The sequence below is a fragment of the Pantoea sp. XY16 genome, assembly GCF_025153065.1.
In the GTDB taxonomy this organism is placed as follows: Bacteria; Pseudomonadota; Gammaproteobacteria; order Enterobacterales; family Enterobacteriaceae; genus Pantoea; species Pantoea alfalfae.
Genome location: NZ_JANZNP010000012.1, coordinates 56,545 through 78,999 on the forward strand (window position 1 = coordinate 56,545; position 22,455 = coordinate 78,999).

Below are 22,455 nucleotides of genomic sequence, written 5' to 3' on the forward strand. Positions count from 1 at the left end.
CTGGTTTTTTATAGCAAACTTATTAAACCTAAAGGATTTAATGATGAAAAAGCTGCTGTCATAGGTTACTCTGCCTGCGATTTACGCTCCTGACACTGAACGAAAACGAACAACCTGTGTTATCTCCATCGGAGCGGTAAATATCACGGCGGGAAGTGAACTTCGCACCACATCACAACTCTAAGCGCATGCTTGCTCAGAACATGAGATGTGCTGGCAGTTACTTTATGCATATGAAAAATTTGGGGAGACATTACCTCGGATGAGCGAGCAGTTAACGGATCAGGTCCTTGTCGAGCGGGTACAGAAGGGAGATCAAAAAGCGTTCAACTTACTGGTGATTCGTTACCAGCATAAAGTGGCGAGTTTGGTTTCACGCTATGTTCCCTCGGGCGACGTGCCTGATGTAGTACAGGAATCGTTTATTAAAGCGTATCGCGCACTGGACTCTTTCCGGGGCGATAGCGCGTTTTATACCTGGCTGTACCGCATTGCGGTAAACACAGCGAAAAATTACCTGGTTGCTCAGGGGCGTCGTCCACCATCCAGTGATGTGGATGCTATTGATGCCGAAAATTTCGAAAGTGCGGGTGCATTAAAAGAAATTTCGAACCCTGAGAACTTAATGTTGTCTGACGAATTGAAACAAATTGTCTTTCGTACCATCGAGGCGCTACCTGAGGACTTGCGTATGGCAATTACCCTCAGGGAACTGGACGGTCTGAGTTATGAAGAGATCGCCGTCATTATGGATTGCCCGGTAGGCACTGTTCGATCACGTATCTTTCGTGCGCGAGAGGCCATTGATAACAAAGTTCAACCGCTTATCCAACGTTAGTGATAACGGCTACTGGAAGGGTACATAGGCATGCAGAAAGAAAAACTTTCCGCTTTAATGGATGGTGAGACCTTAGATAACGAGCTGTTTTCCGCCTTGTCTAAGGACGCAGAACTACAGAAAAGCTGGGCGAGCTATCATCTTATTCGCGATACCATGCGCGGTGATGTTGGTGATGTCCTGCATTTTGATATCTCTGCGCGCGTCGCTGCTGCTATCGAAAAAGAACCGTTACGTACGGTTACCACGCTGATCCCTGAAGCTCAGCCAGAACCTTCCCGCTGGGAAAAAATGCCGTTCTGGAAAAAAGCGCGTCCATGGGCTGCGCAACTGACTCAGGTGGGTGTGGCTGCCTGCGTGTCACTGGCCGTGATCGTGGGTGTTCAGCACTACAACCAGCCGCAGGGTAGCGCCACGCAGACATCTGACTCTCCGGTGTTCAATACGCTGCCGATGATGGGTAAAGCCTCACCGGTGAGCCTGGGCGTGCCGTCTGATGCCTTTGACACGAACAGCTCTAATCAGCAGGTTCAGGATCAGCGTCGTCGCGTGAACGCCATGCTGCAGGACTATGAACTGCAACGCCGGCTGCACGCTGATCAGCTGCAGTTTGAAACCGATGCGCCAAAACAGGCGCAGGTTGATGTTCCCGGAAACCAGTCATTAGGACAGCAGCAGCAGTAATGAAGCCGTTTTGGTATGCTGTTAGCCTGCTGACAGGCAGCCTGTTATGGTCATCTGCCGCCCCGGCGCAAACTACTGCGTCCGGGGCGCTATTGCAGCAGATGGAGCAGGCAAGTCAGAACCTCAACTACGAATTTGCCTATATTAACGTCTCACGCATCGGCATTGAATCGCTGCGCTACCGTCATGCTGTGATCGATAACCGGATATTCGCGCAGCTGTTGCAGATGGACGGGCCACGTCGGGAAGTGATCCAGCGTGGCAACGATATCAGCTACTTCGAACCAGGCCTTGATCCCTTTTCGCTCCCGGGCAATCACATTATTGACGCTTTGCCGTCGGTGATTTTTGCTGACTTCACCAAAATTGCCACTGCCTACGATTTTATCACCGTGGGTCGCTCGCGCATTGCCGATCAGATGTGTGATGTGCTGCGTATCGTGTCTCGCGATGGCACCCGTTACAGCTATGTGGTCTGGCTGGATGTGGATACCAGGCTACCGCTACGTATCGACCTGCTTGATCGTGACGGTGAAACGCTGGAACAGTTCCGCGTTATCAGCTTTGCAGTGGATGAAGGAGTACGCAATCTGATGCAAGGGCTTGAGAAAGCGAATCTGCCACCATCGCTTTCCGTGCCAAAAGGGGACGCGGTTACTGTCGCATGGCAGCCAGGCTGGATACCCGCAGGCATGACGCTGGTGTCGCAGAATCGTCGCACGCTGCCGGGGCTGAACAAAAATATTGAGTCGAAGCTCTACAGCGATGGGCTGTTTAGTTTCGCGATCAATGTGACGCCTGCCGATAAAAGCAGCACAACGCAAACATTGCGCACTGGGCGTCGTACGGTCCAGACCGTTGTGCGCAATAATAACGAAATTGCGGTGATCGGCGAATTACCGCCTTCAACCGCAAAACGTATTGCTGACAGCATCGACCTGGGGTCACAAAAATGATGAGAGAATGGGCCACCGTGGTGGCATGGCAGGATGGCATTGCCACACTGCATACCGAAGCAAAAACGTCCTGCAATAGCTGCCAGGCGCGCAAAGGTTGCGGCAGCCATATGCTGAATAAACTCGGTCCGAAGAATGCTCATGTGATGCAGATTGCCAGCAGCAAGCCGCTGCAGCCGGGACAGCGCATTGAGTTAGGCATCAAAGAGAGTAGCCTTCTGGGTTCAGCGCTGCTGGTCTATATGACGCCGCTATTTGGTTTGTTCCTGATTGCCGGACTGTTTCAGTCGCTGTTCAGCAGCGATCTGGCGGCCGCCTGCGGTGCACTGCTGGGTGGCATCGGTGGCTTTATTGTTGCGAAAGGCGTTTCAATGAAATTTGGCGATCGCGAAGCCTTTCAGCCGGTTATTCTGAACATCGCCCTCCCGCCCGATGCGCTGCGTGTTGAAAGCGAAGCGTAATGTACGCCCAGGCCGCGCATCCCGCGGCCTTTGTCCGTTCTGCCTTGCGCAGATATCTGTTTCGCTTCCACCACGTTCCATTCTTTTATGCGCGGCGTTAACAGTGTAATATGCGTCGTCATTAATGAGGCTGACAGGATTGTGGGTAAAGAGCGATCTTCCTGAATGTGTCTGTGCTCAGATTTTCAACTGAATTTTAAGCGAAGATATCCCTATAAATGAAGCACATAAGAAATTTCTCCATCATCGCTCATATCGACCATGGTAAATCTACGCTCTCTGACCGCCTTATTCAGATCTGCGGTGGCCTTTCTGACCGTGAAATGGCTGCGCAGGTTCTTGACTCCATGGATTTGGAGCGTGAGCGTGGCATTACTATCAAAGCACAGAGCGTCACACTCGATTACCACGCGAAAGACGGCGAAACTTACCAGCTCAATTTCATTGATACTCCGGGCCACGTAGACTTCTCTTATGAAGTTTCCCGCTCACTGGCTGCCTGCGAAGGTGCATTGCTGGTGGTGGATGCGGGTCAGGGTGTTGAAGCGCAGACACTGGCGAACTGCTACACCGCGATGGAGATGGATCTGGAAGTAGTGCCGGTTCTGAACAAAATCGACCTGCCTGCTGCCGATCCCGATCGCGCTGCGCAGGAGATTGAAGATATCGTCGGCATCGATGCTGCTGATGCGGTGCGCTGCTCCGCTAAAACCGGCGTCGGCGTTCCGGACGTGCTGGAACGCTTAGTGCGCGATATTCCGCCGCCGGAAGGCGATCCGGAAGGTCCGCTACAGGCGCTGATTATCGATTCCTGGTTTGATAACTATCTGGGCGTTGTCTCGCTGGTGCGTGTAAAAAACGGCACCATGCGTAAAGGTGACAAGATCAAAGTCCTCAGCACCGGTCAGGTTTATAACGCTGACCGCCTGGGTATCTTTACCCCGAAACGTGTCGACCGTAATGAACTGAACTGCGGTGAAGTCGGCTGGCTGGTCTGCGCCATTAAAGATATCCTCGGCGCACCGGTGGGCGATACCCTCACCACCGCTCGCAACCCGGCAGACAAAGCGCTGCCAGGCTTTAAAAAAGTGAAGCCGCAGGTTTATGCCGGTCTGTTCCCGATCAGCTCTGACGATTATGAAGCGTTCCGTGATGCGCTCGGCAAGCTGAGCCTGAACGATGCCTCGCTGTTCTATGAGCCAGAAAGCTCAACGGCGCTGGGCTTTGGTTTCCGCTGTGGCTTCCTCGGTCTGCTGCACATGGAGATCATCCAGGAGCGTCTGGAGCGCGAATACGATCTCGATCTGATTACCACTGCACCGACGGTAGTGTATGAAGTCGTGACCACCGGTGGCGAAATTGTTCATGTCGATAGTCCATCCAAGCTGCCGCCACTGAATAACATCGAAGAGCTGCGTGAGCCGATCGCGGAATGTCACATGCTGCTGCCACAGGAGTATCTGGGCAACGTCATCACGCTCTGTATTGAGAAGCGTGGCGTGCAGACCAACATGGTTTACCACGGCAATCAGGTTGCACTGACGTATGAAATTCCGATGGCAGAAGTGGTTCTCGACTTCTTTGACCGTCTGAAATCCACCTCGCGCGGTTATGCCTCGCTGGATTACAACTTCAAACGTTTCCAGCCTTCAGACATGGTGCGTGTCGACGTACTGATTAACTCTGAACGTGTGGATGCGCTGGCGCTGATTACTCACCGCGACAATGCGCCTTATCGTGGCCGCGATCTGGTTGAGAAAATGAAAGATCTCATCCCGCGCCAGCAGTTTGATATTGCGATTCAGGCTGCCATCGGTAACCACATTATTGCTCGCTCAACGGTTAAACAGCTGCGCAAAAACGTTCTCGCCAAGTGTTATGGCGGTGACGTCAGCCGTAAGAAGAAACTGTTGCAGAAACAGAAAGATGGTAAGAAGCGTATGAAGCAGGTTGGTAACGTTGAGCTGCCACAGGAAGCGTTCCTCGCCATTCTGCATGTCGGTAAGGACAGCAAATAAGGATTTCCAATGGCTAATATGTTCGCCCTGATTCTGGCGATAGCGACGCTGATTACTGGCATCGTCTGGGTAATTGATCGTTTCAAATGGGCACCCGAGCGTCGCGCGAAACAGGCGGCGGCGCAGGCCCAGACCGGTAACGCGCTTGACAGCAAAACGCTGGCGAAAGTCTCTTCACAGCCAGGCTGGGTTGAGACGACCGCCTCCGTGTTCCCGGTGCTGGCCGTGGTTTTCATCGTGCGTTCGTTTATTTACGAACCGTTCCAGATTCCCTCTGGCTCGATGATGCCAACGCTGCTGATTGGCGACTTTATTCTGGTGGAGAAGTTTGCTTACGGCATTAAAGATCCGATTACCCAGACGACGCTGATCCCAACCGGTCAGCCGAAGCGCGGCGACATTGCGGTATTTAAATACCCGAAAGATCCGAGCCTGGATTATATTAAGCGCGTGATTGGCCTGCCAGGCGATAAAGTCATCTATGATCCTTACAGCAAAACGCTAACGGTGAAACCGACCTGTGGTGATGATAAAGCCTGTGACACAGCGTTGGCAGTGACTTATACCGACGTTGAACCAAGCAACTTTATTCAGACTTTTAGCGGCTTTGATGGCAACGAAACCGGCAACGGTTTTTATCAGGTGCCACAGGGCGATACCCTGCGCGGTGGTCTGCGCATGGCAACCCGTAAAGAGACTATCGGTAACGTGACCCATGACATTCTGCTGGTTAACGAAGCGCAGAGTCAGGCGGGCATGTATTATCAGCAGCCGGGTCAGCCGCAGGCGATCTGGGTCGTGCCGAAAGGGCAATACTTCATGATGGGCGACAACCGTGATAACAGCGCCGACAGCCGTTACTGGGGCTTTGTCCCGGAGCGTAATCTGGTCGGTAAAGCGGTCGCTATCTGGATGAGTTTTGAGAAACAAGAAGGTCAGTGGCCAACCGGCGTGCGATTCAGTCGCATCGGCGGTATCCACTAATAATTTTGTCTGATTAACAGGCAAATCGGGTGGCCTCCTCAGGGAGGCCACTGCACACCAAACGGAACGTGTTGGACTGCCAGCCCCGTTTGGTATGCAGAGTCACAGACGCAACAAAGAACTGGAATCGCATGAACCCCATCCTGATTAACAAGCTTCAGCGCAAACTGGGCTACACTTTTACTCATTCGGAACTGTTACAGCAGGCCCTGACTCACCGCAGCGCCAGCAGCAAGCACAACGAGCGCCTGGAATTTCTGGGCGATTCTATTCTTAGCTATGTGATTGCGAATGCCCTTTATCACCGCTTCCCGCGGGTTGATGAAGGTGACATGAGCCGCATGCGTGCCACGCTGGTGCGCGGCAATACGCTGGCTGAAATGGCACGCGAATTTGATCTTGGCGAGTGCCTGCGCTTAGGGCCGGGTGAGCTGAAAAGCGGCGGTTTCCGTCGCGAATCGATCCTGGCGGATACGGTGGAAGCGCTGATTGGCGGCATCTTCCTCGACAGCAGCATCGAGCGGGTAGAGCAGCTGATCCTCGACTGGTATCAGACGCGCCTGGATGAAATTAGTCCTGGCGACAAACAAAAAGATCCCAAAACGCGCCTGCAGGAGTATCTGCAGGGACGTCATCTGCCGCTGCCAAGTTATCTGGTGGTGCAGGTGCGCGGCGAAGCCCACGATCAGGAATTCACCATTCACTGTCAGGTGAGTGGCATGGCCGAGCCGGTCGTCGGCGTCGGCTCCAGCCGTCGTAAAGCCGAGCAGGCAGCGGCTGAACAGGCACTGATAAAATTAGGTCTCGAATAGGTCTGTCGGGTGACAGTGCCATAACCGGCGCTGAATCAATCACCCTCTGACAGCTCTATCCCGGCGTCAGAAGACGCTGAATGACACATGACTCAAATAGCACTCTTCGGCGCCGCATCAGGCTCTGAACAATTCAGGACTCGAATGAGCGAAAACGTTACTTATTGCGGCTTTGTCGCGATTGTTGGCCGACCGAACGTCGGTAAATCCACCTTACTGAACCAGTTGCTGGGGCAGAAGGTGTCGATCACCTCGCGTAAGCCGCAAACCACGCGCCACCGTATCATGGGCATTCATACTGAGGGCAACTATCAGGCGATTTACGTCGATACCCCCGGACTGCACATGGAAGAGAAGCGCGCCATTAACCGTCTGATGAACCGTGCAGCCAGCAGTTCTATCGGCGACGTAGAGCTGGTGATCTTCGTCGTTGAAGGTACCCGCTGGACGCCAGATGATGAGATGGTGTTAAACAAACTGCGCGACAATAAAGTGCCGGTTGTGCTGGCTGTGAATAAAGTCGACAACATCCAGGATAAAACCATCCTGCTGCCGCATCTGCAGTTCCTGAGCCAGCAGATGAACTTCCTTGATATCGTGCCAGTCTCTGCGGAGAGCGGCAAAAACGTCGATACCATTGCGGCCATTACCCGCAAGCATCTGCCGCAGGCCGATCATCACTTCCCGGAAGATTACATCACCGATCGCTCTCAGCGTTTCATGGCGTCAGAGATGATCCGTGAAAAACTGATGCGCTTCCTGGGCGCTGAACTGCCTTACTCGGTCACCGTGGAGATTGAGCGCTTCGTGACCAACGAACGCGGCGGTTACGACATTCATGGACTGATTCTGGTCGAGCGCGAAGGGCAGAAGAAGATGGTGATTGGCAACAAAGGTGCCAAAATCAAAGTCATCGGAACAGAAGCGCGCAGGGACATGGAAGAGATGTTCGAAGCGAAAGTGCATCTCGAACTGTGGGTGAAAGTGAAATCCGGCTGGGCAGATGACGAACGAGCGCTGCGCAGCCTGGGTTATACAGACGATCTCTGATTCAATGGAAGGCTGGCAACGCGCCTTTGTGCTGCATAGTCGTCCCTTCAGCGAAACCAGCCTGCTGCTCGACCTGTTCAGCGAAAACGAAGGGCGGGTACGGGTGCTGGCCAAGGGCGCACGCTCGCGGCGCTCTCAGCTGAAAGGTGCGTTACAGCCTTTTACCCCGCTGCTGGTTCGCTGGAGCGGGCGCGGGGACGTCAAAACCCTGCGCAATGCTGAAGCGGTGTCGCTGGCCTTACCGCTCAGCGGCATCACGCTCTACTGCGGTCTCTACGTCAATGAGCTGGTCTCGCGCGTATTGCAGCCGGAATCTCCTTTCCAGGAACTTTTCTTCGACTATCTCAACTGCCTTCAGGCATTAGCTTCCACGCACGGCAAGCCCGAACCGGCACTGCGCCGTTTTGAACTGGCGCTGCTCGGTCATCTGGGGTATGGCGTCGACTTCCTGCATTGCGCCGGTAGCGGCGAGCCGGTCAGCGAAGACATGACGTACAGCTATCGTGAAGAGCGCGGTTTTATCGCCAGTCTGGTGGTCAATCAGCGCAGCTTTACCGGCCGTGAGTTGCACGCCCTGTGTGAACGTGAGTTTCCCGATGCCGATACGCTGCGCGCTGCTAAGCGCTTTACCCGCATCGCCCTGAAGCCCTATCTGGGTGGCAAGCCGCTGAAAAGTCAGGAGCTGTTCCGCCAGTTTATCCCGAAGAAAAAGCCCGAACAGGAAGAAGAATAGCGCTGGTCGTACCGCCTGTTTACATTTGCGCGGTACACTCAACATCACGATGGAAAAGAAGTGAGGATGGTCATGGCTGAGTTGCTGTTAGGTGTCAATATCGATCACATTGCCACGGTGCGTAACGCCCGTGGGACAAACTATCCCGATCCGGTGCAGGCGGCGTTCATCGCCGAGCAGGCAGGCGCAGACGGTATTACGGTGCACCTGCGCGAAGATCGCCGTCACATTACCGACCGCGACGTGCGTATCCTGCGTGACACTATCCAGACGCGCATGAATCTGGAGATGGCGGTCACTGATGAGATGATCGGCATCGCCTGCGATATCCAGCCCCATTTCTGCTGTCTGGTGCCCGAAAAGCGTCAGGAAGTGACCACGGAAGGCGGACTGGATGTGGCAGGGCAGCAGGAGAAGATGAACGCGGCTGTACGACTGCTGCGTGACGCGGGCATTCTGGTTTCACTGTTTATTGATGCCGACCACCGCCAGATCGAAGCGGCCGTTGCCACAGGTGCGCCTTATATCGAAATTCACACCGGCGCTTATGCCGAGGCACCAGAGGGACGGGGACGTGACGCGGAGCTGGCACGCATTCGCCATGCCGCCACCTTTGCCGCCAGCCTGGGGCTGAAGGTCAACGCCGGTCACGGTCTGACCTACCACAACGTGTTGCCGATTGCGGCGCTGCCGGAAATGCATGAGCTGAACATCGGCCATGCCATTATCGGTCGTGCGGTGATGAGTGGCCTGCCGGAGGCGGTTAAAGAGATGAAGCAACTGCTGCGTGAAGCCCGCCGCTAATGGCTATTCTGGGACTGGGCAGCGACATCGTTGAGATTGAACGCATCGCCGGGGTGATTGAGCGCTCCGGCGACCGGCTGGCGCGCCGGGTGCTGAGCGAAGCCGAATGGCAGCAGTATCAGGCACACAAGCAGCCGGTGCGCTTTCTCTCCAAGCGGTTTGCAGTCAAAGAGGCGGCAGCAAAAGCTTTTGGCACCGGCATTCGCGGTGGTCTGGCGTTTAATCAGTTTGAAGTTTACAACGATGCGCTGGGTAAACCGGGGTTACGCTTCTTTCAGCATGCAGCTGACGTGGCGGAGAGGCTGGGCGTTAAACACGTTCACGTGACGCTGGCCGATGAGCGTCACTATGCCTGCGCCACAGTCATCATTGAGAGCTAGCCGTGCAGCAGCACGAACTTCTCCCACAGCGCATCGCGTGATTCGGTGTGCTGTGGGTCAGTGATGATGGTGTTGTCGATGGGGCAGACCTGCTGACAGGTTGGCACCTCATAATGCCCGACGCATTCCGTGCAGCGGCTGACATCAATCTCATAGATCGCATCGCCCAGTGAAATCGCCTGGTTCGGGCACTCCGGTTCACACATATCGCAGTTAATGCATCTGGCCGTAATCAACAGCGCCATTTTTCCCACCTGATAACAACAGAAAAAGCGCGGGTATTATACGCGCTGTCGCTGATCAGACCAGCTTTTTCACCAGCGCTTCGCTGTGACGAATATGACTCGACGCACGCTCCGGATCGTTTTGCACCAGCGCCATAAACAGCAGATCGGTCAGCGCCAGCTGTGCGGTGGTCGAAGAGATCGCTGCGCTGCGGGTGCTCTGTTCTTCCGCCACCGTGTAGAGACAATAGCTGGCACTCTGCTGCAGGGTGTTCGGCGTAAAGCCGGTAAACGCCACCACATCGGCGCCCACCTGCACCGCTTCCTGCGCCGCCAGATTAATCTCGCGCCGTTCCCCGGTGTAGGAGATGGCCAGCAGCACATCGCCTGGCCCCATCGCCTGCACGCTGGCCAGCAGGGCGTGCATATCCTGTTCCGCCACTGCATTAATGCCAATCTTCATCAGCTTCCAGGAGAAATCCTTCGCCACCAGGCCCGATGCACCGATGCCGACCAGTAAAATGCGCCGGGCATTTTTCAGCAGCTGTAACACATCGTTGAGCTTCTCTTCGCTATTAATATCCAGCGTGGCGCGAATCGCCGAAAGCTTTTCGGTCAGCAGCTTTTCCCCCACCATTTTAAGCGGGTCGTCGCTGAGGATATGGTTATGCACGGTAATAGCATCCTTGTCCGCCAGTGACTCACTCAGAGCCAGCTTAAGCGCCGGAAAGCCTTTGTATCCCAGCTTCTGAGCAAACTTCACCACGCTCGACTGGCTGACGCCGGACTCTTCCGCCAGCTTTTGCGAACTCAGGTGACGTGCCTTATCGGGTTGCGACAGTAAAAAATCCGCCAGCCGACGCTCGTTCAATGCCAGACGTGGATAAAGCTGGCGAATGCGCAGCAATGAACTCATGCCCAATCCTCGTAATTCAGGGATAATCAGTGAAGAATAAACTATTCATCAGGCATTGTAGTCATCGGAATTAAAAATGACCGTCATCGCCGTACCGCCTGATGATGGCTACACTACTCTTTATCATCCCGGAATCAGCCGTTAAGGAGAGTTGTTTGACCAGGGGAACACAACGTCGCATCGTATTTTTCGACCTCGATGGCACTTTGCATCAGCAGGACATGTTCGGCACCTTTATGCGCTATCTGCTGCGTCGCCGTCCGCTGAATCTGCTGCTGGTGGTGCCGTTACTGCCGGTGGTGGGCATGGGCTTGCTGTTTAAAGGCCGCGCGGCACGCTGGCCCATGAGCCTGCTGCTCTGGTCAATTACCTTTGGCCGCTCCGAGCAGACATTGCTGCGCCTCGAAGCCGAGTTTGCCCAGTGGTTTCGCCTGCGCGTAAAAGCTTTCCCGGTGGTGCAGCAGCGCCTGACGGATTACCTCGGCAGTGATGATGCTGACGTCTGGCTCATCACCGGATCGCCACAGTCATTGGTAGAGCAGGTCTATTACGACTCCGCGTTTCTGCCACGCGTGAAGCTGATTGCCAGTCAGATGCAGCGCGGCTGGGGCGGGCGGGTACTGGCAATGCGCTGCCTCGGCCATGAGAAAGTGGCCCAGCTTGAAGAGAAAATCGGCACGCCGCTACAGCTCTACAGCGGCTATAGCGACAGCAAACAGGACAACCCGCTGCTGTTTTTCTGTCAGCATCGCTGGCGCGTAACACCCGCAGGTGAGCTGCAACAGCTGGAATAAATTTCTAAAGGATCGGTGAGACCGCTATAATGCGCCGCTTTTCTGTCGCCCGGAGTGGTCAGCATGAAACAACAAGATGAATACTGGATGCGCCATGCGCTTGACCTGGCGCGCCGGGCGTGGGAGCAGGGCGAAGTGCCGGTGGGTGCGGTGCTGGTTCAGAATGATCGGGTGATCGGTGAAGGCTGGAACCGGCCCATCGGCCAGCACGATCCGACGGCGCATGCGGAGATTATGGCGTTGCGGCAGGGCGGTAAGGTACTGGAAAATTATCGTCTGCTGGACACCACGCTCTACGTGACGCTGGAGCCGTGCGTGATGTGCGCCGGCGCCATGGTTCACAGCCGCATCAGCCGGCTGATCTATGGTGCGCACGATATTAAAAGTGGGGCGGCGGGGTCGCTGCTGGATGTGCTGGGCCACCCCGGCATGAATCATCAGGTTGAACTGCACAGCGGCGTGCTGGCTGAAGAGTGTGCCGCTATGCTGAGCGACTTCTTCCGTATGCGTCGCGAGCAGAAAAAAGCGCTGCGTCAGGCGCAACGCCAGGATTAATTCATGGCGATCTTTGGTTCGACCGCCGGGTAGCCTTTGGCCAGTTCGGCTTGTGCTTCTTGTGCTTCAGCCTGCTGCGCCAGGCGTTTTTCCTGCTCCTGCAGATAACCCACCAGGCTTAACTGATATTTGCGGATGTTCTCCACATAGTTATAGGCTTCATGCCCACGGGCATAGCCATAAGCCGTCTGGGTGTAGTAACGCTTCTGACTCAGCATGGGCAGACGCAGCTTCACATCCGCCCAGCTGTCCGGATTACCGCCCTGGCGTGCCGTCAGCTTGCGGACGTCAAGCATATGGGCATAACCCATGTTATAAGCCGCCAGCGCAAACCAGATGCGCTCATCTTCCGGGATGGTCTGCGGCACCTTCGCCATCATATCCTGCAGATACTGACTGCCACCGCGAATGCTCTGTTCGGGATCGGTTCGATCGCCCACATCCAGGCTATCAGCGGTGTTACGCGTCAGCATCATCATGCCGCGCACGCCGGTCGGCGAGGTAGCCTGCGGGTTCCAGTGCGACTCCTGATAGGAGATTGCCGCCAGCAGCCGCCAGTCGATGCTGGTGGCGTACTTCTCAAACAGTGGCTTGATGTCGGGCAGCGTATTGTCGATGGCGCGCAGGAACGTGCGCGTATCAACATAGTCAAAGGTGCCGACGTGACCGAGATATTTCTCCTCCAGCCGCGCCATCGCGCCTTCTTCGCCCATACCATTAAAGAAGTCGAGCATTGCTGCATTCAGGCTATCGTCATCGCTGTGCCGCACATACCAGGTTACCGGCTCTTCATCGGTAACATCGAACGCCACCGCCAGCTGCGGATAGATGCGCTGCAACAGTGCAATAGTGACGGAGTCACCAATGGTATAGTCGAGCTTGCCGTCGGCGACCGCTTCCAGCAGAGCTTTAGGACTCTGATCGGTGGAGATCGCCCAGTCCAGATCGGGGAACTGATTGGAACGCGCGCTCTTTAGCGTTGACAGATAGGCCGATCCTGATGCAACCGTCAGCCGCCCCTTTAAGTCACCGAGGTTTTTAGGGCGTGGCTTATCCACGCGATAGACCAGCTGTTGTGAAACGTTGTAGTAACCTGGCCCGGTCTGATAGCGCGTCAGGCGTTCATTGTTGTAGTTCAGGCCAGCGGCCAGCAAATCGGCTTTACCATCGTCAAGGTCATCAAACAGATCGCTCAGGTTAGGACGAACCGTCACCTTCAGTTTGACGCCAAGATAATCGGCGAAGCGTTTTGCCAGCTCATAATCCATACCGGCCGGTAACTGGTTAACTGTGTAGTACGTCAATGGGGAGTTGATGGTACTGACCCGCAGGACTCCCCGTGATTTAATCTGTGAAATCCTGTCCTGCCCACCCCCATACCAGGGAATGGATGGCCACAGCGCTAACGCTAACAGCACGGCAACCAGACCGATAAACAGATAATTAAATTTTAGGCGTTTCAAATAGTTATCTCTCGCTGGCTCTAAGGCCTCTGTCTTTTAAAGGCAGTATTTATCTTCTTTGAACTCCCAGAGCGAGGGGCATTTTGCGCAACAAAATCACACTGAGCAACTTTTATAGCAACTTTTGCGCAAAATTCAGGCAAATCCGGGTTGCCAAAAATTGTGCGCAAACGGTTTCGTCGCGAGGTCGCTTTCTCTATAATACGCCCCGTTTTCCCTGTTGCGCCCAATCAAGCGTCGCCCGGCGCCCTGACGAGAGACTTATTAATGGAAATTCTGCGTGGTTCGCCCGCCCTGTCGGCATTTCGTGTAAACAAACTGCTGACCCGCTTTCAGGACGCTCATCTGCCGGTGAGTGATATTTACGCTGAGTACATCCATTTTGCTGATGTCAGTACGCCCTTAACCGCTGACGAACAGAGCCGCCTGCAACGCCTGCTTAAATATGGTCCCTCTCTCGCTGAACATGCTCCACAGGGACGTCTGCTGCTGGTGACGCCACGTCCCGGCACCATTTCGCCCTGGTCATCCAAAGCCACCGACATTGCTCATAACTGCGGCCTGCCGCAGGTACGTCGTCTGGAACGTGGTCTGGCTTTTTATGTGCAGGCTCCGCAACTGACGGAAGCGCAGTGGCAGACGCTGGGTACACTGCTGCACGATAGGATGATGGAAACGGTCTATAGCGATCTGGCGCAGGCTGAGCAGCTGTTTGCGCACCATACGCCGCAGCCAGTGAAGAGTGTCGATCTGCTGGGTGAGGGCCGTCAGGCGCTGGTTCAGGCAAATATCTCGCTGGGTCTGGCGCTGGCAGACGATGAAATTGACTACCTGGTGGCGGCATTTACCGCGCTGGGCCGCAATCCCAACGACATTGAACTCTATATGTTTGCGCAGGCGAACTCTGAGCACTGTCGTCACAAGATCTTCAACGCCGACTGGATTATCGACGGCGAGAAACAGCCGAAGTCGCTGTTTAAGATGATCAAAAACACTATGGAGCAGACGCCGGACTTCGTGCTCTCTGCTTATAAAGATAATGCCGCCGTGATGGAAGGGTCAGAGGTTGGCCGCTTCTTTGCTGACGCCGGCGAAAGCGAATACCGCTGGCATCAGGAAGCCGCGCACATCCTGATGAAGGTGGAAACGCATAACCATCCAACGGCCATCTCGCCGTGGCCAGGCGCCGCGACCGGTTCCGGTGGTGAGATCCGTGATGAAGGCTCAACCGGACGCGGCTCCAAGCCCAAAGCGGGCCTGGTTGGATTCTCGGTCTCTAACCTGCGCATCCCTGGCTTTGAACAGCCATGGGAAGAGGACTTCGGCAAACCGGCGCGTATCGTCAGCGCGCTGGAAATCATGACCGACGGGCCTCTGGGCGGCGCTGCGTTTAACAATGAATTTGGTCGTCCGGCACTGAATGGCTATTTCCGTACCTATGAAGAGCAGGTCACCAGCCACAACGGCACCGAGCTGCGTGGCTATCATAAGCCGATTATGCTGGCGGGCGGCATCGGTAACATCCGCGCCGATCACGTGCAGAAAGGCGAAATTACCGTCGGCGCGAAGCTGGTGGTGCTGGGTGGTCCGGCCATGAACATCGGTCTGGGCGGCGGCGCGGCGTCATCCATGGCTTCGGGTCAGTCTGATGCCGATCTCGATTTCGCCTCCGTTCAGCGTGACAACCCGGAGATGGAACGCCGTTGCCAGGAAGTGATCGACCGCTGCTGGCAGCTGGGCGATGAGAACCCGATTCTGTTTATCCACGACGTGGGCGCGGGCGGCCTTTCCAATGCCATGCCGGAGCTGGTCAGCGACGGCGGTCGTGGTGGCCGGTTTAACCTGCGTGACATCCTGAGTGATGAGCCAGGCATGAGCCCGCTGGAAGTCTGGTGTAACGAATCACAGGAACGTTATGTGATGGCCGTAGCGCCCGATCAGCTCGCACAGTTCGAGGCGATCTGCCAGCGCGAACGCGCACCGTTCGCGGTGATTGGTGAAGCGACCGAAGAGCTGCACCTGAGCCTGGAAGACAGCCATTTCGATAATAAGCCCATCGACATGCCGCTTGACGTGCTGCTGGGCAAAACGCCGAAGATGACGCGTGATGTGGTGACACAGCAGGCACAGGGTACCGAACTGCAGCGCGACGGCATTACGCTGGTCGATGCGGTGAATCGCGTACTGCATCTGCCTGCCGTGGCGGAAAAAACCTTCCTGATCACCATCGGTGACCGCAGCGTGACCGGCATGGTAGCGCGCGATCAGATGGTCGGCCCGTGGCAGATCCCGGTTGCCAACTGTGCGGTGACCACCGCCAGCCTCGACAGCTACCACGGTGAGGCCTTTGCCCTCGGCGAACGTTCACCGGTTGCGCTGCTGGATTTCGCAGCGTCGGGGCGTCTGGCTGTCGGTGAAGCACTGACCAACCTGGCGGCAACGCAGATTGGTTCGCTGAAGCGTGTGAAACTCTCCGCTAACTGGATGTCTGCAGCCGGTCACCCGGGTGAAGATGCCGGTTTATATGCGGCGGTGAAAGCAGTCGGCGAAGAGCTTTGCCCGGCGCTGGGGATCACTATCCCGGTCGGTAAAGATTCGATGTCGATGAAAACCCGCTGGCAGGAAGGCACCGAACAGCGTGAGATGACCTCGCCGCTGTCGCTGGTGATTACCGCGTTTGCCCGCGTCGAAGATGTGCGTCGTACCGTCACGCCACAGCTGCAGGCCGAACAGGACAACCTGCTGCTGCTGATTGATCTGGGTAACGGCGCGAATACGCTGGGCGCAACCGCGCTGTCGCAGGTCTATCGTCAGCTCGGCGACAAACCTGCCGACGTGCGTGATGCCACACAGCTGGCGGGCTTCTTCAATGCGATTCAGGCGCTGGTGGCTGAGCAGAAACTGCTGGCTTACCACGATCGTTCCGACGGCGGTCTGCTGGTGACGCTGGCCGAGATGGCCTTTGCCGGTCACTGCGGTATTGACGTTGATATCGCCTCGCTGGGCAACGATGCGCTGGCCGCCCTGTTTACCGAAGAGCTGGGCGCGGTGATCCAGATCAATGCCGCCGATCGCGCAGCGGTTGAGCAGATCCTGGCGGATCATGGCCTTGCCGCTTCGACGCATCTGCTGGGCAGTGCACAGCCGGGCGATCGCTTTGTGATCCGTGCCGGTGACAGCGCGGTTTACAGCGAAAGCCGTACCACGCTGCGCACCTGGTGGGCGGAAACCACCTGGCAGATGCAGCGCCTGCGCGACAACCCGGCGTGTGCGGATCAGGAACATGAAGCGAAGAAGAACGACAGCGACCCTGGCCTGAACGTGAATCTGACCTTCAATCCGCAGGAAGATGTGGCAGCACCGATGATCGCTACGGGCGCACGTCCACGCGTCGCCGTGCTGCGTGAGCAGGGCGTCAACTCCCATGTGGAGATGGCCGCCGCCTTTGATCGGGCCGGTTTCACCGCCATTGACGTCCACATGAGCGATCTGCTGGCCGGACGTCGCGGTCTGGAAGAGTTCCAGGCGCTGGTGGCCTGTGGCGGCTTCTCTTACGGCGATGTGCTGGGTGCCGGTGAGGGCTGGGCGAAATCGATTCTGTTCAACCCAAGCGTGCGTGACGAGTTCGAAACCTTCTTCCACCGTCCGCAAACTCTGGCGCTGGGCGTCTGCAACGGTTGCCAGATGATGTCCAACCTGCGCGAACTGATCCCAGGTAGCGACCTCTGGCCGCGCTTTGTGCGTAACCAGTCTGAGCGCTTTGAAGCACGCTTCAGCCTGGTTGAAGTGGCCGCCAGTCCATCACTGCTGCTGGACGGCATGGCCGGTTCGCATATGCCTATCGCGGTGTCGCACGGTGAAGGCTTTGTTGAAGTCCGTGATGCGACACATCTGGCGGCGCTGGAGTCGAAAGGGCTGGTGGCACTGCGCTTTGTCGATAACTTCGGCAAGGTGACAGAAACCTATCCGGCTAACCCGAATGGTTCTCCTGACGGCATCACCGCGGTGACCAATGAAAGTGGCCGCGTCACCATTATGATGCCGCATCCGGAGCGCGTGTTCCGTACCGTCAGCAACTCCTGGCATCCGGCCGAGTGGGGCGAAGACAGTCCGTGGATGCGCATTTTCCGCAATGCGCGCAGACAGCTGGGTTAATTTAATCCACTGAAATGAACAGGAGGCCAGCGTGCCTCCTGTTCATTTTTGCGCCGCTGTTGGCAAATAGCGACAACAGAGCCTTTGCGCTGTCGCTGTATGGCGACATTTATCTCGTTGATTTTTAATGCGTGCTTATCAGACTGATTTTAGTGTCGCCTTACGGAGACAGACAGCCTGTGCTGATATAAGATTTTTCGCGACAGTCAGCGGGCGGGCCTGCTCAATTTGCTGAAAAATATAATGATTTATTTTCTGGCATGGAACTTGCTATACTCATGCAGCTGCTCATTCACCTGTTTATGATTGCCCCGCTTAGCGGATAAGAGCTCATAAAGCCCGAATGACGCACCAAACGGAGCCTGCCGTCCACCTGACCGATAATCGCTTGCGTTATCAAACACCGGACGTAACGTTGAGTAAGGCTCCACCCATTCTTACGCGATGCATCACGCGTCGTGCCAGCGGCAGGCCATTGAGCCTGCCGTTTTCTTTCGTTCCCCTTTCTTCCGCAGACAGAGTCCGCTAGCATCCAGACAGCGAATCTTAAGGAAGCGGCTGCGTGAAAAAATGGCGTTTATTTCCCCGTTCTCTGCGTCAGCTGGTGCTGATGGCGTTTGTCCTGGTGCTGCTGCCCCTGCTGGTACTGGCCTGGCAGGCATGGGAAAGTCTCTCTGCATTAAGCGAACAGGCTGCGGACACTAACCGCAATACCTTTACCGATGTGCGCAGAAGTGAGGCGATGGCGCGAACGGCGGTTGAGCTGGAGCGTAGCTATCGCCAGTACTGCGTGCTGGATGATGCCTCGCTGGCGCGCCTCTATCAGACTCAGCATACCCGCTACAGTCAGATGCTGAGCTCGCACAGCGCCAGCCTGCCCGAACTGCCCGCATTCCAGACCTTACAGGCGACGCTGCCGCTGCTGACGCCACTGAAATGTGACAATGGTAATCCGGTGCCGGTTGCCGCAGAGGCGCTGGATCGCTTTTCTGCGACCAATGCGCAGATGGTGCAGGACACGCGCGAAGTGGTCTTTTCGCGTGGCTTACAGCTGCAGCGCGAAATTGCCGATCGCGGCCAGTTTTTTGGCTGGCAGGCGCTGATTCTGTTTATCATCAGTCTGGCACTGATGACGCTGTTTACCGGCATGATTATCGGTCCGGTTAAGCGCATTGAACGGATGATCAACCGGCTTGGCGAAGGGCGGGCACTGGGTAACAGCGGGACATTTCGCGGTCCGCGCGAATTGCGATCGCTGGGACAGCGCATCGTCTGGCTCAGCGAGCGGCTTCAGTGGCTGGAATCGCAGCGTCATGAATTTCTTCGCCATCTCTCTCACGAGCTGAAAACGCCGCTGGCCAGCCTGCGTGAAGGCACGGAACTGCTGGCGGACGAAGTCGCCGGCTCGCTGAATGTCGATCAAAAAGAAGTGGTCACTATCCTCGACAGCAGCAGTCGCCATCTGCAGCAGCTGATTGAACAGCTGCTCGATTACAACCGCAAACTGGCGGATGGCCCGATCGCGCTGGAGCCGGTCAGCGTGGCGGAGATTGTGGAAGATGTCGTTAACGCACATGCGCTTTCGGCGCGCGCCAAACTGATGCAGACGGTCGTCGATCTTAAGGTCAGTCACTGCCTCGCAGAACCGATGTTACTGATGCGGGTCATCGACAACCTCTATTCGAACGCCGTGAACTACGGCAGCGAATCCGGTACCATCTGGCTTCGCAGTCAGCAGCAGGGCGATCGGATCTGGATTGAGGTCGCGAATAGCGGCTCGCCGATCCCGCCTGAAGAGCAGGCGATGATTTTCGAACCGTTCTACCAGGGCAGCCAGCAGCGTAAAGGGCCGGTGAAAGGCAGCGGGCTGGGATTGAGTATCGCCAAAGATTGCCTGCGCCGGATGCAGGGCGATCTGACGCTGGTCTCCTGCGAGCAGGCTGACGTCTGTTTTCGAATTGAACTGAACACCACAGCCGGGAAAGTCTGACTGATGAAATATTTACCCGCTTTGCTGTTGAGCACGCTGACTACGCTGCTCCTCAGCGGATGTACGACCTCCCCGGCCACCTCCTCTTTGCCGTCAGGCCATCAGGTGGCGGAACCCGAGGTCAGAATCGCTGATTACCTGGCGACCCGTTGCAGTGACCTGTGGCCGATAGAAAATAGTACGGCGCTGGGTAACACCCTCTACTGGATGCGGGCGATCGACTGTGCCGAACGTCTTTCTCCCGCGGAGGCCCGTGCCGAAGCCCATCGCTGGCCGGCTGAAAACTGGTCGCGCGCCTTCAAGCAGGGCGTACTGATGTCCAACGGCAACGTGACGCCTGTTGAACGTCGTCGCTATGTTGAAACCCTGGATCGCTACAGCAGCGATTTTCCGCAGTCTGTGCGCCCGCTGATTCAGCTGTGGCGCAGTAATCAGACCGCGCAGCTTGACCTCAGTGAAGCGCGCACCCGTTATGCCCATCTGCAGCAGAGCAGTGATACGCAGCTTGAGGTGATACGCCAGCAGATGGTGAAACAGCAGCAGCAGCTCAGCGACACGCAGCATAAGCTGGAGCGGCTGACTGACATTGAGCGTCAGCTTTCATCACGCAAAGCCCCGGATGTGTCTGACAGCGGTCACGGCACGGCACTGCCGCAGGATGAGGAGCAATAATGGTGAGGCAAGCGGCAAAATTGCTGCTGGTGGATGACGATCCCAGCCTGCTGAAGCTGCTGGGCATGCGTCTTCGCAGCGAAGGGTATCAGGTCACCACGGCAGGCAGCGGACCCGAAGCGTTGCGCCTGCTGCAGAAAGAGAAAATTGAGCTGGTGATCAGCGATCTGCGTATGGATGAGATGGACGGTCTGGCGCTGTTTGGCGAAATCCAGAAACGCCACACCAACTTGCCAGTGATTATCCTGACGGCGCACGGCTCTATTCCGGACGCGGTCTCTGCCACCCAGCAGGGCGTTTTCAGCTTCCTGACCAAACCGGTAGACAAAGATGCGCTCTATAAAGCCATTGATGAGGCGCTGGCACAGCAGGTGCCGGTCAGTGATGACCGCTGGCGCGAAGCGATTGTCACCCGCAGCCCGCTGATGTTGAAGCTGCTGGAGCAGGCGCACATGGTGGCGCAGTCGGATGTCAGCGTGCTGATTAACGGTCAGAGCGGTACCGGTAAAGAGATGCTGGCGCAGGCGATTCACGCCGCCAGCCCGCGCAATGGCAAGCCGTTTGTCGCCATTAACTGTGGCGCACTGCCGGAGCAACTGCTGGAGTCAGAGCTGTTCGGTCACGCTAAAGGGGCGTTCACCGGTGCCGTCAGTGCCCGTGACGGTTTATTTAAAACCGCTGGCGGCGGCACGCTGTTCCTGGATGAGATTGGCGATATGCCGCAACCGCTGCAGGTGAAATTGCTGCGGGTGCTACAGGAGCGTAAGGTCAGGCCGCTGGGCAGCGATCACGATATTGAGATCGACGTGCGCATCATTTCAGCTACCCATCGCGATCTGCCAAAGGCGATGGAGAAGAAGGAATTCCGTGAGGATCTCTTCTATCGTCTGAATGTGGTGAATCTGAAGATTCCGGCACTGCATCAGCGCACCGAAGATATCCCGCTGCTGGCTAATCACCTGTTACGTCAGGCGGCAGAACGGCATAAACCGCAGATTCGCAGTTTATCCGTCGATGCAATGAAGCGTCTGATGGCGGCCAGCTGGCCGGGCAACGTGCGTCAGTTGGTGAACGTGATTGAGCAGTGCGTGGCACTGAGTTCATCGCCGGTGATTAGCGATGCGCTGGTGGAGCAGGCCTTAAGCGGTGAAAACAGCGCGTTGCCGACATTTGCAGAGGCGCGCAATCAGTTTGAGCTGAACTATCTGCGCAAGTTGTTGCAGATGACCAAAGGCAATGTGACCAACGCCGCACGTCTGGCCGGGCGTAATCGCACGGAGTTCTATAAGCTGCTGTCTCGTCATGAACTGGACGCCAGTGATTTCAAAGAGTAGCGGGGGCGGCGAAGTGATACCGGGAGGTTGACTGCTCAGGCCCGACGCAGAATGGTTGCAGTCAGCACAATCTGACAGCGCTTGCGGCAACCTGAAGAAACCCGGATATTACCGCCCGACAGCGCCAGTAACATTTATACTTGATAAACCCTCTGACCATGGAGGGAGTGAAAAAGGGTCTGACATGAAAAAGATTGATGCGATTATCAAACCATTCAAACTCGATGATGTTCGTGAAGCCTTAGCGGAAGTGGGCATCACCGGGATGACCGTGAGTGAAGTAAAGGGCTTTGGTCGCCAGAAAGGGCACACCGAGCTGTACCGCGGCGCAGAGTATATGGTCGATTTCTTACCTAAAGTGAAAATCGAGATGGTGGTGGGCGACGATATCGTTGATACCTGCGTCGAGACCATTATGCGCACGGCGCAGACCGGCAAAATCGGTGACGGTAAGATTTTCGTCTTTGACGTGGCGCGTGTAGTGCGTATCCGTACGGGCGAAGAGGATGAAGAGGCGATCTGATAGTCTTTTTATCAGCTCTTTATCAGCATAAAGAAGCCCGCGCTGCGGGCTTTTTTTATGCCTGGGGAGCCTGGGACGAATAGCTTTGAGATCGAGCCAGCTCTGGGAA

At 56.0% G+C, this 22,455-nt stretch carries 21 protein-coding genes; 18 read left to right on the forward strand and 3 right to left on the reverse strand.

The window, feature by feature from the left end:
• The first annotated feature begins 262 nt into the window (after positions 1-262).
• From rpoE to acpS, 11 genes are all read left to right on the forward strand, one after another.
• Entirely contained in the window at positions 263-838 is a 576-nt protein-coding gene (gene rpoE, locus N1689_RS16905) for an RNA polymerase sigma factor RpoE (RefSeq protein WP_013358764.1), read from the forward strand.
• A gap of 30 nt (positions 839-868) precedes the next feature.
• Positions 869-1,522: an anti-sigma-E factor RseA gene (gene rseA / locus N1689_RS16910; protein ID WP_013358763.1), complete on the forward strand. Its 654-nt coding sequence runs from the start codon at positions 869-871 to the stop codon at positions 1,520-1,522.
• Positions 1,522-2,478 (forward strand): sigma-E factor regulatory protein RseB, encoded by a 957-nt coding sequence (gene rseB, locus N1689_RS16915; RefSeq protein WP_260059514.1) that lies wholly within the window; start codon positions 1,522-1,524, stop codon positions 2,476-2,478. Before rseA ends, rseB begins: the two co-directional genes overlap by 1 nt.
• Positions 2,475-2,939, forward strand: a complete 465-nt coding sequence (gene rseC, locus N1689_RS16920) for a SoxR-reducing system protein RseC (protein WP_161736179.1) — start codon at positions 2,475-2,477, stop codon at positions 2,937-2,939. The genes rseB and rseC overlap by 4 nt, the downstream gene beginning before the upstream one ends.
• 218 nt (positions 2,940-3,157) lie before the next feature.
• Entirely contained in the window at positions 3,158-4,957 is a 1,800-nt protein-coding gene (gene lepA / locus N1689_RS16925; RefSeq protein WP_033783908.1) for a translation elongation factor 4, read from the forward strand.
• A gap of 9 nt (positions 4,958-4,966) precedes the next feature.
• The gene (gene lepB, locus N1689_RS16930) at positions 4,967-5,941 is read left to right on the forward strand and encodes a signal peptidase I (protein WP_260059518.1); all 975 of its coding nucleotides are present in this window, start codon (positions 4,967-4,969) and stop codon (positions 5,939-5,941) included.
• Positions 5,942-6,072: 131 nt separating this feature from the next.
• Positions 6,073-6,753 carry a ribonuclease III gene (gene rnc / locus N1689_RS16935; protein WP_010257656.1) on the forward strand — a complete coding sequence of 227 codons (681 nt, stop codon included), beginning with the start codon at positions 6,073-6,075 and terminating at the stop codon, positions 6,751-6,753.
• Between the two features lie 144 nt (positions 6,754-6,897).
• The gene (gene era, locus N1689_RS16940) at positions 6,898-7,803 is read left to right on the forward strand and encodes a GTPase Era (RefSeq protein WP_161736181.1); all 906 of its coding nucleotides are present in this window, start codon (positions 6,898-6,900) and stop codon (positions 7,801-7,803) included.
• A 4-nt stretch (positions 7,804-7,807) separates the two neighbouring features.
• On the forward strand, positions 7,808-8,536 hold the full coding sequence (gene recO, locus N1689_RS16945) for a DNA repair protein RecO (RefSeq protein WP_161736182.1): 729 nt from the start codon (positions 7,808-7,810) through the stop codon (positions 8,534-8,536).
• 72 nt (positions 8,537-8,608) lie between these two features.
• On the forward strand, positions 8,609-9,340 hold the full coding sequence (pdxJ, locus tag N1689_RS16950; protein ID WP_161736183.1) for a pyridoxine 5'-phosphate synthase: 732 nt from the start codon (positions 8,609-8,611) through the stop codon (positions 9,338-9,340).
• Positions 9,340-9,720, forward strand: a complete 381-nt coding sequence (acpS, locus tag N1689_RS16955; protein ID WP_161736184.1) for a holo-ACP synthase — start codon at positions 9,340-9,342, stop codon at positions 9,718-9,720. The genes pdxJ and acpS overlap by 1 nt, the downstream gene beginning before the upstream one ends.
• On the opposite strand, the gene N1689_RS16960 is transcribed toward acpS, so the two are convergent.
• Entirely contained in the window at positions 9,717-9,965 is a 249-nt protein-coding gene (locus N1689_RS16960) for a YfhL family 4Fe-4S dicluster ferredoxin (RefSeq protein WP_161736185.1), read from the reverse strand. The genes acpS and N1689_RS16960 overlap by 4 nt on opposite strands.
• Positions 9,966-10,020: 55 nt before the next feature.
• Complete coding sequence (locus N1689_RS16965; RefSeq protein WP_150012637.1) at positions 10,021-10,860, reverse strand: MurR/RpiR family transcriptional regulator; 840 nt, start codon at positions 10,858-10,860, stop codon at positions 10,021-10,023.
• A 155-nt stretch (positions 10,861-11,015) separates the two neighbouring features.
• Here N1689_RS16965 and yfhb point away from each other — a divergent pair, with 155 nt between their 5' ends.
• Positions 11,016-11,654 carry a phosphatidylglycerophosphatase C gene (yfhb, locus tag N1689_RS16970; RefSeq protein WP_161736187.1) on the forward strand — a complete coding sequence of 213 codons (639 nt, stop codon included), beginning with the start codon at positions 11,016-11,018 and terminating at the stop codon, positions 11,652-11,654.
• 63 nt (positions 11,655-11,717) lie between these two features.
• On the forward strand, positions 11,718-12,209 hold the full coding sequence (gene tadA, locus N1689_RS16975; RefSeq protein ID WP_260059524.1) for a tRNA adenosine(34) deaminase TadA: 492 nt from the start codon (positions 11,718-11,720) through the stop codon (positions 12,207-12,209).
• Here the strand turns inward: tadA and mltF are convergent.
• The gene (gene mltF / locus N1689_RS16980) at positions 12,206-13,672 is read right to left on the reverse strand and encodes a membrane-bound lytic murein transglycosylase MltF (protein WP_161736189.1); all 1,467 of its coding nucleotides are present in this window, start codon (positions 13,670-13,672) and stop codon (positions 12,206-12,208) included. The two genes, tadA and mltF, sit on opposite strands and share 4 nt — an antisense overlap.
• A 267-nt stretch (positions 13,673-13,939) precedes the next feature.
• Here mltF and purL point away from each other — a divergent pair, with 267 nt between their 5' ends.
• From purL to glnB, 5 genes are all read left to right on the forward strand, one after another.
• The gene (purL, locus tag N1689_RS16985) at positions 13,940-17,827 is read left to right on the forward strand and encodes a phosphoribosylformylglycinamidine synthase (protein WP_260059529.1); all 3,888 of its coding nucleotides are present in this window, start codon (positions 13,940-13,942) and stop codon (positions 17,825-17,827) included.
• A 562-nt stretch (positions 17,828-18,389) separates the two neighbouring features.
• Positions 18,390-19,817 (forward strand): HAMP domain-containing sensor histidine kinase, encoded by a 1,428-nt coding sequence (locus tag N1689_RS16990; protein WP_222925119.1) that lies wholly within the window; start codon positions 18,390-18,392, stop codon positions 19,815-19,817.
• Between the two features lie 3 nt (positions 19,818-19,820).
• Positions 19,821-20,489, forward strand: a complete 669-nt coding sequence (gene qseG / locus N1689_RS16995) for a two-component system QseEF-associated lipoprotein QseG (RefSeq protein ID WP_260059532.1) — start codon at positions 19,821-19,823, stop codon at positions 20,487-20,489.
• A complete protein-coding gene (gene glrR / locus N1689_RS17000) occupies positions 20,489-21,823 on the forward strand; it encodes a two-component system response regulator GlrR (protein ID WP_405038948.1) in 1,335 nt (444 codons plus the stop codon). The genes qseG and glrR overlap by 1 nt, the downstream gene beginning before the upstream one ends.
• 184 nt (positions 21,824-22,007) lie before the next feature.
• Positions 22,008-22,346, forward strand: a complete 339-nt coding sequence (glnB, locus tag N1689_RS17005; protein ID WP_003848647.1) for a nitrogen regulatory protein P-II — start codon at positions 22,008-22,010, stop codon at positions 22,344-22,346.
• Positions 22,347-22,455 lie beyond the last annotated feature (109 nt).

Coding starts and splice junctions, on each gene's coding strand:
- rpoE (WP_013358764.1), top strand. CDS start 263: ATGAGCGAGCAGTTAACGGATCAGGTCCTTGTCGAGCGGGTACAGAAG.
- rseA (WP_013358763.1), top strand. CDS start 869: ATGCAGAAAGAAAAACTTTCCGCTTTAATGGATGGTGAGACCTTAGAT.
- rseB (WP_260059514.1), top strand. CDS start 1,522: ATGAAGCCGTTTTGGTATGCTGTTAGCCTGCTGACAGGCAGCCTGTTA.
- rseC (WP_161736179.1), top strand. CDS start 2,475: ATGATGAGAGAATGGGCCACCGTGGTGGCATGGCAGGATGGCATTGCC.
- lepA (WP_033783908.1), top strand. CDS start 3,158: ATGAAGCACATAAGAAATTTCTCCATCATCGCTCATATCGACCATGGT.
- lepB (WP_260059518.1), top strand. CDS start 4,967: ATGGCTAATATGTTCGCCCTGATTCTGGCGATAGCGACGCTGATTACT.
- rnc (WP_010257656.1), top strand. CDS start 6,073: ATGAACCCCATCCTGATTAACAAGCTTCAGCGCAAACTGGGCTACACT.
- era (WP_161736181.1), top strand. CDS start 6,898: ATGAGCGAAAACGTTACTTATTGCGGCTTTGTCGCGATTGTTGGCCGA.
- recO (WP_161736182.1), top strand. CDS start 7,808: ATGGAAGGCTGGCAACGCGCCTTTGTGCTGCATAGTCGTCCCTTCAGC.
- pdxJ (WP_161736183.1), top strand. CDS start 8,609: ATGGCTGAGTTGCTGTTAGGTGTCAATATCGATCACATTGCCACGGTG.
- acpS (WP_161736184.1), top strand. CDS start 9,340: ATGGCTATTCTGGGACTGGGCAGCGACATCGTTGAGATTGAACGCATC.
- N1689_RS16960 (WP_161736185.1), bottom strand. CDS start 9,965: ATGGCGCTGTTGATTACGGCCAGATGCATTAACTGCGATATGTGTGAA.
- N1689_RS16965 (WP_150012637.1), bottom strand. CDS start 10,860: ATGAGTTCATTGCTGCGCATTCGCCAGCTTTATCCACGTCTGGCATTG.
- tadA (WP_260059524.1), top strand. CDS start 11,718: ATGAAACAACAAGATGAATACTGGATGCGCCATGCGCTTGACCTGGCG.
- purL (WP_260059529.1), top strand. CDS start 13,940: ATGGAAATTCTGCGTGGTTCGCCCGCCCTGTCGGCATTTCGTGTAAAC.
- qseG (WP_260059532.1), top strand. CDS start 19,821: ATGAAATATTTACCCGCTTTGCTGTTGAGCACGCTGACTACGCTGCTC.
- glrR (WP_405038948.1), top strand. CDS start 20,489: ATGGTGAGGCAAGCGGCAAAATTGCTGCTGGTGGATGACGATCCCAGC.
- glnB (WP_003848647.1), top strand. CDS start 22,008: ATGAAAAAGATTGATGCGATTATCAAACCATTCAAACTCGATGATGTT.